Here is a 12,761-nt window from a genome sequence, read left to right on the forward strand (position 1 = left end):
TCAGCCCCGCTTCTGCTTGACGATCTGCTCCTGGTCGACGTCTGCCTCGGACATCGCCTCGGCCGGAGCCTCGGTACCGAGCAGGTTGCCGTCGGAGGTCTGGAACGTCGGCTTGAACTTGTCCAGCGCGTCGGTCACGGCCGCCGCCTCGTCGTCACCGAACTGGCCGGACTCCCGGATCGCGTCGAGAACCTTGCTCTCGCGCTTCAGGAAGTCCAGGAAGTCGCGCTCGAACCGGAGCACGTCGTTCACCGGGACGTCGTCGAACTTGCCGTTCGTACCCGCCCAGATCGAGACCGTCTGGTCCTCGACCGGGTACGGCGAGTACTGCGGCTGACGGAGCAGCTCGACCAGACGCTGACCGCGGTCCAGCTGCCGGCGCGACGTGGCGTCGAGGTCGGAGGCGAACATCGCGAACGCCTCCATCGCGCGGAACTGGGCCAGGTCCAGCTTCAGCGAGCCGGAGACCTTCTTCATGCCCTTGACCTGCGCGGCACCACCGACGCGGGACACCGAGATACCGACGTCGATGGCCGGGCGGATGTTGGCGTTGAACAGGTCCGACTGCAGGAAGATCTGGCCGTCGGTGATCGAGATGACGTTGGTCGGGATGAACGCCGAGACGTCGTTCGCCTTGGTCTCGATGACCGGCAGACCCGTCATCGAGCCGGCGCCGAGCTCGTCGGACAGCTTCGCGCAACGCTCGAGCAGGCGGCTGTGCAGGTAGAAGACGTCACCCGGGTAGGCCTCACGGCCCGGCGGGCGGCGCAGCAGCAGCGACATGGCGCGGTACGCCTCGGCCTGCTTGCTCAGGTCGTCGAAGACGATCAGGACGTGCTTGCCCTGGTACATCCAGTGCTGGCCGATCGCCGAGCCGGTGTACGGCGCGACGTACTTGAAGCCGGCCGGGTCGGACGCCGGGGAGGCGACGATGGTGGTGTACTCCATCGCGCCGGCCTCCTCCAGCGCGCCGCGGACGGACGCGATGGTGGAACCCTTCTGGCCGATCGCCACGTAGATGCAGCGGACCTGCTTCTTCGGGTCACCGGAATCCCAGTTGGCCTTCTGGTTGATGATCGTGTCGATCGCGATCGCGGTCTTGCCGGTCTTGCGGTCGCCGATGATCAGCTGGCGCTGGCCACGGCCGACCGGGATCATCCCGTCGATGGCCTTGATACCGGTCTGCAGCGGCTCGCGGACCTCCTGGCGGTCCATCACGCCGGCCGCCTGGAGCTCGAGCGGGCGGTCGCCCTCGAGGTCGGTGATCTCGCCGAGACCGTCGATCGGCTTGCCCATCGGGTCGATGACGCGACCCAGGTAGCCCTCGCCGACCGGCACCGACAGGACCTGACCGGTCCGGCGGACCTGCTGGCCCTCCTCGATCCCGTCGAACTCACCGAGTACGACGACACCGATGGTGCGGACGTCGAGGTTCAGCGCGATCCCGCGGGTGCCGTCCTCGAACTCGAGCAGCTCGTTGGTCATCGCCGAGGGCAGGCCCTCGACGTGCGCGATCCCGTCACCCGCGTCGACCACGGTGCCGACCTCTTCGGCGGTGGTGTCGGCCGGTTGGTACTCGGTGACGAACCGATCCAGGGCGTCCCGGATCTCCTCCGGCCTGATCGTGAGCTCAGCCATTGTGTTTCCTGCTTCCTTTGACCCTTGCTGGCCTGTTGTGGCTCTAAGAGGCTTTCGGCGACCCTTAGCGCCGCTTATGTCGTTAAGGGGCGTTCAGCCCGCGATGCGCCGTTGCGCGTCGTCGAGCCTGGCCGCGATGGTTCCGTCGATCACTTCGTCGCCGATGTCCACCCGGACGCCGCCGACCACGCTCGGGTCGACGATCACGTTCAGCTGGATCTCCCGGCCGTACTGCTGTCCGAGCGCCGTCGCGAGGCGGGTGCGCTCCGCCTCGGTCAGGTCGGTGGCCACCCGCACGGTCGCGATGCTGGCGTTCCGCCGGTTCGCCGTGGCGACCTGGAAGGCCCGCATCGAGGTCGCGAACGCGCGGCCCCGGCCGTCCACGGCCTGCTCGGCGAGTCGCACCGTACTGGTATCGGCCTTGCCCTGCAGCAGTCCACGGATGAGTTCCTGCCGGTGCTCGACCGGGATGCTCCGGTCACCGAGCTTGTCGGCCAGCGTCCGCTCGACGGCGACCACCCGGTCGAGCCGGAACAGCTCGTCCTCGACCTCGTCCAGCTTGCGCCGGCTGTCGGCGTAGGCCACCTCGGCCTCGACGCTCAGCTGGTCCAGGGCGTCGCCCAGGTCCCGGCCGCTGACCCAGCGACCGGCCACCGCGGCGGACAGGATCTCCAGCGCCTGGGGGGAGATCTTGCCGCCGAACAACTGCTCGGCCAGTGCGATCTTGGACGCCGCCGGCCGGGCCGGGTCGGTCAGGGCCCGCCGGAGCGCGCCGCTGCCGTCCAGCAACTTGGCGATCGAGAACAGCTCGCCGCCCAGCGCCTCGGCCGGGCTCGCACTCGCCAGGGCCTGTTCGGCCCGGGCGAGTGACTCGTTCGACGCGCCGCGCATCAGCCGTCCGTTCCGACAGCCTGACGAGCGGACTCCGAGGCCTCCAGATCGGCCAGGAAGCGCTCGACGGTCCGGCGCTGCCGGGCCTCGTCCTCGAGCGACTCACCGACGATCCGGCCGGCCAGCGTGGTCGCCATCGCGCCGACCTCGCCGCGCAGCGAAGCGACCGCCTGGGTCCGCTCCGCGTCGATCTGGGTCCGCGCGTGGGTGACGATCCGCTCGGCCTCGACGTTCGCCTGCTCACGCATCTCCGCGATGATCTGGGCACCCTGCTCGCGGGCGTCCTCGCGGATCTTCGCAGCCTCCTGCCGGGCCTCGGCCAGCTGCGCGTTGTACTTCTCCAAAGCCGCCTTCGCCTCGGCCTGGGCCTGCTTGGCCTCGTTCATCCCGCCTTCGATCGCCGCGGTCCGATCGGCGTACGCCTTCTCGAACTTCGGTACGACGACCTTGGCGAAGGCGATGGCCAGCAGGACCAGGAAGACGAAGCCGAAGATGATCTCGGCGGTGTGCGGGATCAGCGGGTTGACGTCCTCGCCGGCCGCCTCAGCCAGAGGGAGCACCATCGTCATCATGTCCGTGTCCTGTCAGTCAGTCTGGAAAAGGGGTGGATCAGGCGCCGGCCTTGAACACGAACGCCAGCGCGATACCGATGATGGCCAGAACCTCGGTGACGCCGAAGCCGATCCACGCGATCGACTGCAGCTTGCTCTGGGCCTCCGGCTGCCGCGCGGTGCCGTTGATGACCGCCGCGAAGATCAGACCAACGCCGACGCCCGGGCCGATCGCGGCGAGGCCGTAGCCCAGGACGGCGATGTTGCCGGTGATTGCGAGAGCGATGTTGCTCATTTGCGGTGTTTCCTTTCGGTACGGATAGGGGCTATCCGGGTTTCCGTTGCTGCGGGTCTGTGGGGGTACTGCGGATCAGTGGTCGTCGGCGATGGCGCTGCCGATGTACTGCGCGGTCAGCACCACGAAGATGTAGGCCTGGATGCACTGGACGAACAGCTCCAGTCCGGCGATCGCGAGGCCCATCAGGAAGGTGAGGACGCCGACGCCGCCGAGCGCGATGCTGCCGGACTCGAACACCATGTACTCGGCGCCGAGGACGAACACCAGCAGCAGGATGTGGCCGGCGAACATGTTGGCGAATAGCCGCAGGCTCAGCGAGACCGGGCGCACCAGGATGTTCGAGATGAACTCGATCGGGATCATCAGCGGCATCAGCCAGACGGGCACACCGGCCGGCATCGTCTGGTGCTTGAAGTAGCCCCAGGCGCCGTGCTTGCGGATCCCGACCGCGTTGTAGATGACCCAGGTCATGATCGCGGCCACGTACGCCCAGCCGATGTGGCTGAAGGTCGGGAACTGCAGCAGCGGGACGGTCGCGGCCACGTTGTTCAGCAGGATGAAGTAGAAGAGGCCGCACAGGTACGGCACGTACTTCATGTACTCCTGGCTGCCGATCGCGTCCCGGGCGATCGAGTTGCGCACGAAGTTGTACCCGAGCTCGCCGGCGAACTGCAGCCTGGTCGGGACGATCGCGGCCTTGCGGGACGCACCCCAGTAGAACCAGACGATGACGACGACGGTCAGCGCGCTGATCAGGACGGGCTTGGTGAACCAGTCCACACCGTCGATGATCGGCGGGGTGTTGAAGCTCTGTGGACCGGGTGCGATGAACTCGGTCGGAACGCCGGCGGTCACCGGGTCTCCTCTCGCGTCGTGCTCAAGTCGGACGCCTTGTGGCAAAGGGCAGGGCGGCTCAGGGCATGGCGGTCAACAACGTCAGACCCGGTAAGGATCAGACCTGTGGTCAGGACCGCGACCCGTACCGGAAGTGCAACAGCAAGATGGTGAGGCCGGCACCGATCACGATGCCCACCAGCACCAGGAACTGGGTGCCGAAGAGGCGATCCAACAAGAACCCGATGCCGCCGTACACCGCGACACCGCCGATCAAGTAGGACAGGACCCGCCAGCCGTCGCCCCCTCCGGGTGATGGCTTCGGATCCTGATGCTCGCTCATTGGCAATCGAAACGTACCAGTTGGCGACATCGGCGGTCACATCGGCCCCCGTAATCTCCACCACAGCAGGCGAATCGTTACCGATGGTGCTCACGCCGTCACCTCCTTGTCGAGGTCGTAGATCGGCACCCGGAGCCGGGACCAGGCCCAGATCTCGCCGGCCATCCAGCCCATCACGACCACCATCGCGACCAGGCCGAGCACGGTCAGATTCACGTGCCTGGCCAGGGCGTCCGAACTCAGCGCGACCGCGAGCAGACCGCCGAAGACCGCGATCCGCCCGGTGTAGCTGGCCATCGCGACGGCGAGCTGCATGGTCGGGCTGGTCTTGCGGGACAGGTGCAGCGCGAGCAGACCCACGCCGGAGAAGACGATCACGATCAGGAGGCCGAGCAACGCGCCCCAGAGACCGGGCAGACCGGCGGCGACCGTGGACACCGCGGTCGCGTTGACCCCAACCACCAGCGCGGCGACGAGAGCGCCACGCAACATCGCCAGCGCCGGGTGCTTGGTCGCTTGTCCGGCGGGTTTCGGGCTGTTGGCCGAAGGAGCCATCTGGTGGTTCCGTCCTGCAGGCGAACTGGTCTCGCGGCCAGCGCGTCGGGTGGGCGGGGTCAGGGGTGTCGCGGTTCTTTGCTGGTGCTTGTGAAAACTAGCACAAAGTCTGCACCGTCAGCAAAACGAGAGTCCCCTCCCGCTGTACAGGCACACCTTATCGGTAGGCCACGCGGACGGGTGGTCTGGTCCCTCCCAGCGGGGATCAGACTTTGGCGAGCGGTTTCCGGGAACGCCGCGGGAGACCGGTCGTGAGCAGCACCGCGATCACCGCGACGGCGAACACGATGAGGGCGGTCCACCAGTACAGGACCAGGCCGAGGACCACGACGCCGTACGCGATCAGGGCGGTCCACAGGTACATCAGGAGGACTGCGCGGCGGTGCGAGTGGCCGCGTTGCATGAGCCGGTGGTGCAGATGCTGCTTGTCGGCCGCGAACGGCGACCGGCCGGCCTTGGTACGCCGGATGTAGGCCAGCGTCAGGTCCAGCGCGGGGATCGCGAGGATGGCGATCGGGAGTACCAGCGGGAGCAGTGCGGGCAGCAGGCTGGAGCCGCCGACCTCGTACGGCACCGCGTTCGGGTCCATCTGGCCGGTCAGGCTGATCGTCGACGCGGCCAGCATCAGGCCGATCAGCAACGCGCCCGAGTCACCCATGAAAACCCTGGCAGGGAAGAAGTTGTGCGGCAGGAAACCAAGACAGGCACCGGCCAGCGCGACCGTGATCAGCGTCGACGTGGTCGCGCGGTCGAGGTTCTCGTGGACGTTCAGCAGATAGCAGTAGATGAAGAACGCGGTCGCGCCGATCGCGGTCACACCGGCCGCCAGACCGTCCAGGCCGTCGACGAAGTTCACCGCGTTGCAGGACACCAGCATGATGCCCGCGGTGAGTACCGCGAGTTGCGCCGGGGACGGCGAGATCACGCCACCGGGCAACGGCAACCAGTACAACTGGATGCCTTGGACAACGAGTACGCCGACCGCGAGCACCTCACCGGCCAGCTTGGTGATCGCGTCCAGCTCGTACAGGTCGTCGACCACGCCGACGGCGCAGATCACCAGGCCACCGACCAGGATCGCCCGGGCGTCGTGCGCGACCTGCAAGCTGTTGCCGAGGAACGGCAGGCTGGAGGCGACCGCGAAACCGGCGATCAGGCCGCCGAGGATCGACAGGCCGCCGAAGTACGGGATCGGTACCTTGTGCACGTCCCGGGCCCGGACCTTGGCGACCGCGCCGTACCGCAGCGCGATCTGCCGGGCCACGCCGGTCAGCAGGAAGGTCATGGCCATCGCCACGAACAGGACCAGCAGGTACTCGCGCACTAGTCCGCAGGCCTCACATCTGGGTCGGTCTTCTCCTCGTCCTTCTTGGACGCTTCGACCGGCTCATCAGTTGGCTTCTCGTCAACCGGCTTCTCATCCGCTTCAGTTGCCTTCGGCTCTTCAGTCGGCTTCGGCTCTTCGGCGGGCTGCTCTTCGGCGGGCTTTGCTTCGTCGGCCGGCTGCTCGGCCGCCGGCTTGTCGTCCTCGGTGGCGACTTCGGGGACGATCGCGCGGAGTTGTTCGACGGAGAGTGCGCCGACGCGCACCACGCGTGGGGTGTCGCCGGTGATGTCGACGATCGTCGACGGCTCTCCCCCGGTCACCGCCGCGCCGTCCAGGTACACCGCGACCGACTCGCCGAGCTGCTCCTCGGCGTCGTACACGTCGAGAGCGGCCGGCTGGCCGGACTTGTTCGCGGAGCTGACCGCGAGCGGTCCGGTGCGGGACAGCAGCTCGCGGGTGTTCTCGTGGTCCGGCACCCGGAGCGCGACGGTGCCCTGGGTCTCGCCCAGGTCCCACATCAGGGACGACTGCGCATGGCAGATCACGGTGAGCGGCCCCGGCCAGAACTCCTGGCAGAGCTTGCGCCCGTTGTCCGGGACGTCGGTGGCGAGCGCGTCCAGCGACTCGACCACCGAGATCAGCACCGGCGGCGGCATGTCGCGGCCCCTGCCCTTGGCGTCCAGCAGCCGCTGCACGGCGTCGGCCTTGAAGGCGTCGGCGGCGATCCCGTAGACGGTGTCGGTCGGCAGCACGACCAGGTCTCCGGCCTCGATGGCGTCCACCGCTGCGCGGTACGCCGGTGCCAGTTCGTCCCCGGTGAAATCGAAGCGCTCACTCACGGAGTGAATCGTGCCACTCACGCGGCCCCGGACTCCAACCGGGATGAACTCTGACACCCAATTGTCAGCTTCCGAGCCGACGACCGGCCGTTCTCCTTAGGATCCGGACCATGACTGTGAGCCGTGAGTTTCTCGCCGGGCTGCCGAAGGCCGAGTTGCATGTCCACCACGTCGGGTCCGCGTCGCCGCGGATCGTCGCCGAGCTCGCCGCCCGGCACCCGGGGTCGCCGGTGCCGGCCGACCCGGCCGCGTTGACGGAGTACTTCAAGTTCAGCGACTTCGCCCACTTCATCGACATCTACCTGTCCGTCGTCGAGCTGATCAAGACGCCCGGGGACGTCCGGCTGCTGACCTACGAGATCGCCCGCGAGATGTCCGAGCAGCAGAACCTGCGGTACGCCGAGCTGACCGTCACGCCGTACACCTCGGTGGTGCGCGGGATCGCGGCGGAAGCGTTCTGCGAGGCGATCGAGGACGCCCGGGTCGCGGCCGAGAAGGAGTTCGGCCTGGTCCTGCGGTGGATCTTCGACATCTCCGGCGAGGCGGGGCTCCCGGCCGCCGACGAGACGTTGCGGATCGCAACGAAGATCCGTCCGGACGGGCTGATCGGGTTCGGGCTCGGCGGCCCGGAGATCGGCGTACCACGGCCGCAGTTCCAGCCGCACTTCGAGGCGGCGGTCGCGGCCGGCCTGCACAGCCTGCCGCACGCGGGCGAGACGACCGGCCCGCAGACGATCTGGGACGCGCTGCAGGTGCTGAAGGCCGAGCGGATCGGCCACGGTACGTCGACCATGCAGGACCCCGCGCTGGTCGACTACCTCGGTGAGCACCGGATCCCGCTCGAGGTGAGCCCGACGTCGAACATCGCCACCCGCGCGGTCGAGTCGTACGACGTGCACCCGCTGCGCGCGATGGTCGACGCCGGCCTGGTGGTCACGATCAACTCCGACGACCCGCCGATGTTCGGCACCGACCTCACCAACGAGTACGCCGTCGCGGCGCGACTGCTGGACCTGGACGCGGCCGGTGTTGGTGAGCTGGCGAAGACCGCGGTCCGCGAGTCGTTCGCGGAGGACTCGGTGAAGGACTCGCTGATCGCGGAGATCGACACCTACGTCGAAGCGAACGCTGTGTAGCTGGCCCGCACCGCCTCCGCTGCGTGAGTGTGCTTCCCTGGACCGATGCGGAAAGTCTGTGGGGTGCTGGCCGTCGTACTGCTGACTGTGACGGCCTGCAGCAACGAACCCGCATCGGTCAGCTCGTCACCCACGACTGCCCACTCGAGCCCCAGCCCCACTCCCCCGCCGCCACCCGCGGACGGCGACCTGCCCCGCGGCGGCCGCACGATCTTCCCGAAGTACCAACTCGTCGGGTACGTCGGTCTGCCCGGGTCACCGGCTCTCGGGCCGCTGGACAAGGACCTCGACGCGAAGGCCGCGAAACTGGAGACGCTGTCCCGTGCGTACGCGGGCGGCCGGACGCCGCTGCCGGTGATGGAGCTGATCACGGTCGTCGCGAAGGGGTCGCGCGGCAAGGACGGGCTGTACCGCGGGCGGCTGCCGGACTCGGCGATCGAGGAGTACCTGGCGGTCGCCCGGAAGCACAAGATGTTGCTGCTGCTCGACATCCAGCCGGGGCGGGCGAAGATCCTGCCCGAGGTGAAACGGCTCGAGCGGTGGCTGAAGGAACCCGACGTCGGGCTGGCGTTCGATCCCGAGTGGGCCGTCGGGCCGACGCAGGTGCCGGGCCGGGTGTTCGGGCACACGACCGGTGGTGAACTCGACAGCATCGCGGCGTACCTGTCGGGGCTGGTGACGGCGAACGACCTGCCGGAGAAGGTGTTCGTGTTCCACCAGCTGTCGACGCGGATCGTCAGCGACGAGCAGGCGCTGAAGCCGCATCCGGGAGTGGTGACGATCAAGTCGGTCGACGGGATCGGCGCGCGAACCGACAAGCTCAAGGCGTGGGCCAAGCTGACCACCAAACTGCCACCGGGCGTCCACGCCGGCTTCAAGCTCTTCTACACCGAGGACGCCCGCCAAGGCGCCCTGATGACGCCACCGCAAGTGATGGCCCTCAAACCCCGCCCGGAACTGGTGATCTACGAATGATCTCGATCGCCTTCGCCAACGTCGCCGGCGGCCGGTTCGTCGACGACGACGGTGCCTACGTCGACGCCGACCGTACGGCGGACTTCGGGCGGGCGCTGCGCGGTCTCCAACCGGACGTGCTGATCGTGACCGAGCTGGACCCCACCGGCGATCAGCTCGAACGTCTCGCCGCGGCGGCGATGCCGGGACGGACGCCGCACTGCCTGCGCCAGGAGTTCTCGGACGCGCACATTCCGGGGGTGGCGAAACTCGGGGTCGGCATCGCGTCGGCGTACCCGATCAGGGAGCTGGCGCGGATCGACCTGCCGGACCCGTCGATCGATTTCCTGCACTGGCGGACGGGTCAGCCGCTTCCTCCGCATCCGAAGGGGTTCCTGGTCGCGCGCGGCGATTTCGGGGCGTTGGGTGAGGTGGACATCGTGGGTGGGCAGGTGTGCCCGGTGCACATGTTCCGCAGTGCCGAAGGAGTCGAGTACACCTACCGCGACGGCGCGGGGCGAGCGGCCGGTGACGAGATGACGGCGTACCTGCGTCAGGAGCTGGCGGCGCGGGGTGTGCGGCGGGCGATCGTCGCGGGCGATCTGAACATGCCGAATCCGCGGGAGTTCTTCGGCGCGGGCCTGGGGCTGGTCGACGCGTTCGGCGACCCGCCACCCGCGACCACTCCGGACGGACGGTCGATCGACCGGCTCTTCTGCACCCCCGACCTCGTCACGCGCAAGACCGAAGTACTCCACCTGCCAGGCGCCGACCACTACCCCGTCGGCTGCCGGATCAGCCGCCGTGAACCGCCACCGGTGGTCGGCCGGATTCGTGAGCAGGAGCTCGGTCGGCCCCCGTCGCGGGCGGCGGCACGACGTCCAGGGTTCGGCCGCGGCTGATTCTGACGCAATCGGATGTTTCAAGTGGTTGCCGGCGGGATACCTCTCTCTGCGGGCACAGAAAACCGCCCATGGGTGCTCGCAGGAAAGTTGTGTCGTGATGACGAGTGGTTGGTATGCCGCGATGGATCGGGTTCGGGCCTACTGGATGGTGAACGGCGGGCGTGCGGATCTTGTTGCCGCAGGCATCTTGCTGGTGCTGGCCGTGGCGGCGTTCGCCGCGGACGTCGTACTGCGGTAAGGACCGTCAGACTCTGCGGCCGGTCGCGAATCTGTTGCGGCCGGCCAGGTCCACGTTGTCGCGGACCTCGGTGAACAGACCCGTCGTCGCGAAGACGGCAGGAGCCGACTCACCCTGGACATCGGCGTGCTCGCAGGCGAACCAGCCGCCCGGCGTCAGCAACCGGCCGGCCGTTGCCGCGACCACCTTGATCTCGTCGAGCCCGTCGTCGCCGGACCACAACGCGAGCGCCGGATCGTGATCGCGGACCTCCGCCGTCACCGACTCCCAGGCCGTCAACGGGATGTACGGCGGGTTGGAGATCACCGCGTCGACCTGCCCGTCGAGCTCCGGCAGGCAGCCGTCGATGTCGCCCTCGTGCAGGATCGCACCGGTACCGGCCAGGTTCCGGCGGGCCCACACGACCGCGTCCGCCGACAACTCGACCGCGTGCACGGTGCTGTCCGGCCGCTCGGTCGCGATCGCCCCCGCGATGGCGCCGGACCCGGTACACAGGTCGACCACCAGCGGATCCTTGACTCCCGCGATCCGCTCCAGGATCCAGCCGACCATCACCTCGGTCTCCGGCCGCGGCACGAACACGCCCGGGCCGACCACGAGTTCCCGGTACCGGAAGGCCGCCGTACCGGTGAGGTGCTGCAACGGCTCGCGAGCTGCTCGCCGTTCGACCAGCTCCAGAAAGCGTGCTTGCTGGTCGGCGGAAGGGTCGCTGAGGTGCAGGCGGCTGGAGCCCGTGACGAACGCGAGCAACTCCGCCGCGTCGAAATCCGGCGAAGCGACGCCCGCCTCCCGCAACCGGGCCGCTGCCTCGGCGACGAGGGCTTTCGTGCTCACTGGGACTCGACGGCCTCGAGGCGGGCGGTGAGATCCGCTTCGGTGAGGGCCTGGATGACCGGCTCGAGTTCGCCACCGAGGACCTGGTCCAGGTTGTGCGCCTTGTAGCCCACGCGGTGGTCCGAGAACCGGTTCTCCGGGAAGTTGTACGTGCGGACGCGCTCCGAGCGGTCGACGGTGCGGATCTGCGAACGCCGGGCGTCCGACGCCTCCTGGTCGGCCGCCTCCTGCGCCGCCGCGAGCAGCCGTGCACGCAGTACCCGCATTGCCTGCTCACGGTTCTGCAGCTGGGACTTCTCGTTCTGCATCGAGACCACGATGCCGGTCGGGAGGTGGGTGATCCGGACCGCGGAGTCGGTCGTGTTCACGCTCTGCCCACCCGGACCGGACGACCGGAACACGTCGATCCGCAGGTCGTTCGGGTCGATCTCGACGTCGACGTCCTCGGCCTCCGGCAGCACCAGTACGCCGGCCGCGGACGTGTGGATCCGGCCCTGCGACTCGGTCACCGGAACCCGCTGCACCCGGTGCACGCCGCCCTCGAACTTCAGCTTCGCGTACGGCGCCTCGCCCGGCTCCGGCGTACCTTTCGCCTTCACCGCGACCGTGATCGACTTGTACCCGCCGAGGTCGGACTCGGCCGAGTCGAGCACCTCGGTCTTCCAGTGCTGCGACTCGGCGTACTTCAGGTACATCTTCAGCAGGTCGCCGGCGAACAGCGCGGACTCGTCGCCGCCTTCCCCCGCCTTGATCTCGAGGATCGCGTCCTTGTCGTCTCCTGCGTCCCGCGGCACCAGCAGCGTCTGCAGCCGCTCGGCCAGTTCCTCGCGCCGCGCGGTCAGCTTGGTGGCCTCCTCGGCGAACGCCGGGTCCTCGGCCGCGAGCTCACGCGCCGCCTCGATGTCGTCACCGGTCTGCAACCACTCGTCGTACGCGCGCACCACCGGCGCCAGCGCGGCGTACCGCTTACCGACCCGGCGGGCGTTGGCCTGGTCGGAGTGCAGCTCCGGCTCCGCCATCTGCCGCTCCAGCTCGGCGTACTCCGCCTTCAATGTCTCGACCGCCTCGAACATGCCGCACTCCTCCTCTCGAGAACCTCTGGACAACGCAAACCGCGCGCCGGTTCCGCAGGGATGCGGAACCGGCGCGCGGCGAGACAGCTACTTCTTCGCGTACCGCTTCTCGAAGCGGGCGACCCGGCCACCGGTGTCGAGAATCTTCTGCTTACCGGTGTAGAACGGGTGGCACTGCGAGCACACGTCGGCGTGGATCACGCCGTTCTCCGCGGTCGAGCGGGTGGTGAACGTCGCGCCGCAGGTGCAGGTCACCTGGGTCTCCACGTACGTCGGGTGGATGTCGCTCTTCAAGACAGTCTCCTAGGATCAGGTGCCCCGGGTCGTCCGCACGGTGCGAGCGTG

Annotated in this window: 16 protein-coding genes; 4 read left to right on the top strand and 12 right to left on the bottom strand. The window is 68.4% G+C overall.

Annotation, left to right across the window (positions count from 1 at the left end; translation table 11 throughout):
• From atpA to AC0662_RS38815, 9 genes are all read right to left on the bottom strand, one after another.
• Window positions 1-1,638: a F0F1 ATP synthase subunit alpha gene (gene atpA / locus AC0662_RS38775; RefSeq protein ID WP_478306939.1), complete on the bottom strand. Its 1,638-nt coding sequence runs from the start codon at window positions 1,636-1,638 to the stop codon at window positions 1-3.
• Window positions 1,639-1,731: 93 nt separating this feature from the next.
• Window positions 1,732-2,529 (bottom strand): F0F1 ATP synthase subunit delta, encoded by a 798-nt coding sequence (locus AC0662_RS38780; RefSeq protein ID WP_478306941.1) that lies wholly within the window; start codon window positions 2,527-2,529, stop codon window positions 1,732-1,734.
• Window positions 2,529-3,101, bottom strand: a complete 573-nt coding sequence (locus AC0662_RS38785) for a F0F1 ATP synthase subunit B (protein ID WP_478306943.1) — start codon at window positions 3,099-3,101, stop codon at window positions 2,529-2,531. Before AC0662_RS38785 ends, AC0662_RS38780 begins: the two co-directional genes overlap by 1 nt.
• 37 nt (window positions 3,102-3,138) lie before the next feature.
• Complete coding sequence (atpE, locus tag AC0662_RS38790) at window positions 3,139-3,375, bottom strand: ATP synthase F0 subunit C (RefSeq protein ID WP_359929978.1); 237 nt, start codon at window positions 3,373-3,375, stop codon at window positions 3,139-3,141.
• A gap of 75 nt (window positions 3,376-3,450) precedes the next feature.
• A complete protein-coding gene (gene atpB, locus AC0662_RS38795) occupies window positions 3,451-4,233 on the bottom strand; it encodes a F0F1 ATP synthase subunit A (RefSeq protein WP_452200532.1) in 783 nt (260 codons plus the stop codon).
• A 109-nt stretch (window positions 4,234-4,342) separates the two neighbouring features.
• Complete coding sequence (locus tag AC0662_RS38800) at window positions 4,343-4,555, bottom strand: AtpZ/AtpI family protein (protein ID WP_452200530.1); 213 nt, start codon at window positions 4,553-4,555, stop codon at window positions 4,343-4,345.
• A 90-nt stretch (window positions 4,556-4,645) separates the two neighbouring features.
• Window positions 4,646-5,110, bottom strand: a complete 465-nt coding sequence (locus tag AC0662_RS38805; protein WP_478306946.1) for a hypothetical protein — start codon at window positions 5,108-5,110, stop codon at window positions 4,646-4,648.
• Between the two features lie 205 nt (window positions 5,111-5,315).
• The gene (locus AC0662_RS38810; protein WP_478306948.1) at window positions 5,316-6,434 is read right to left on the bottom strand and encodes a glycosyltransferase family 4 protein; all 1,119 of its coding nucleotides are present in this window, start codon (window positions 6,432-6,434) and stop codon (window positions 5,316-5,318) included.
• Complete coding sequence (locus AC0662_RS38815; RefSeq protein WP_452200524.1) at window positions 6,434-7,276, bottom strand: L-threonylcarbamoyladenylate synthase; 843 nt, start codon at window positions 7,274-7,276, stop codon at window positions 6,434-6,436. The genes AC0662_RS38810 and AC0662_RS38815 overlap by 1 nt, the downstream gene beginning before the upstream one ends.
• A 110-nt stretch (window positions 7,277-7,386) precedes the next feature.
• Here AC0662_RS38815 and AC0662_RS38820 point away from each other — a divergent pair, with 110 nt between their 5' ends.
• The 4 genes from AC0662_RS38820 (at window position 7,387) to AC0662_RS38835 (ending at window position 10,509) form a co-directional block, all read left to right on the top strand.
• Window positions 7,387-8,412, top strand: a complete 1,026-nt coding sequence (locus AC0662_RS38820; RefSeq protein ID WP_452200522.1) for an adenosine deaminase — start codon at window positions 7,387-7,389, stop codon at window positions 8,410-8,412.
• A 45-nt stretch (window positions 8,413-8,457) separates the two neighbouring features.
• Complete coding sequence (locus AC0662_RS38825; RefSeq protein WP_452200521.1) at window positions 8,458-9,387, top strand: hypothetical protein; 930 nt, start codon at window positions 8,458-8,460, stop codon at window positions 9,385-9,387.
• Complete coding sequence (locus AC0662_RS38830; RefSeq protein WP_452200519.1) at window positions 9,384-10,268, top strand: endonuclease/exonuclease/phosphatase family protein; 885 nt, start codon at window positions 9,384-9,386, stop codon at window positions 10,266-10,268. Before AC0662_RS38825 ends, AC0662_RS38830 begins: the two co-directional genes overlap by 4 nt.
• A gap of 100 nt (window positions 10,269-10,368) precedes the next feature.
• Complete coding sequence (locus AC0662_RS38835) at window positions 10,369-10,509, top strand: hypothetical protein (protein ID WP_452200517.1); 141 nt, start codon at window positions 10,369-10,371, stop codon at window positions 10,507-10,509.
• Window positions 10,510-10,515: 6 nt separating this feature from the next.
• On the opposite strand, the gene prmC is transcribed toward AC0662_RS38835, so the two are convergent.
• The 3 genes from prmC to rpmE form a co-directional block, all read right to left on the bottom strand.
• Window positions 10,516-11,343 carry a peptide chain release factor N(5)-glutamine methyltransferase gene (prmC, locus tag AC0662_RS38840; RefSeq protein WP_452200515.1) on the bottom strand — a complete coding sequence of 276 codons (828 nt, stop codon included), beginning with the start codon at window positions 11,341-11,343 and terminating at the stop codon, window positions 10,516-10,518.
• Window positions 11,340-12,416 carry a peptide chain release factor 1 gene (gene prfA, locus AC0662_RS38845; protein WP_452200513.1) on the bottom strand — a complete coding sequence of 359 codons (1,077 nt, stop codon included), beginning with the start codon at window positions 12,414-12,416 and terminating at the stop codon, window positions 11,340-11,342. Before prfA ends, prmC begins: the two co-directional genes overlap by 4 nt.
• A gap of 87 nt (window positions 12,417-12,503) precedes the next feature.
• Window positions 12,504-12,710 carry a 50S ribosomal protein L31 gene (gene rpmE / locus AC0662_RS38850; protein ID WP_387777964.1) on the bottom strand — a complete coding sequence of 69 codons (207 nt, stop codon included), beginning with the start codon at window positions 12,708-12,710 and terminating at the stop codon, window positions 12,504-12,506.
• Window positions 12,711-12,761 lie beyond the last annotated feature (51 nt).

The organism is Kribbella sp. NPDC043289 (assembly GCF_056436705.1).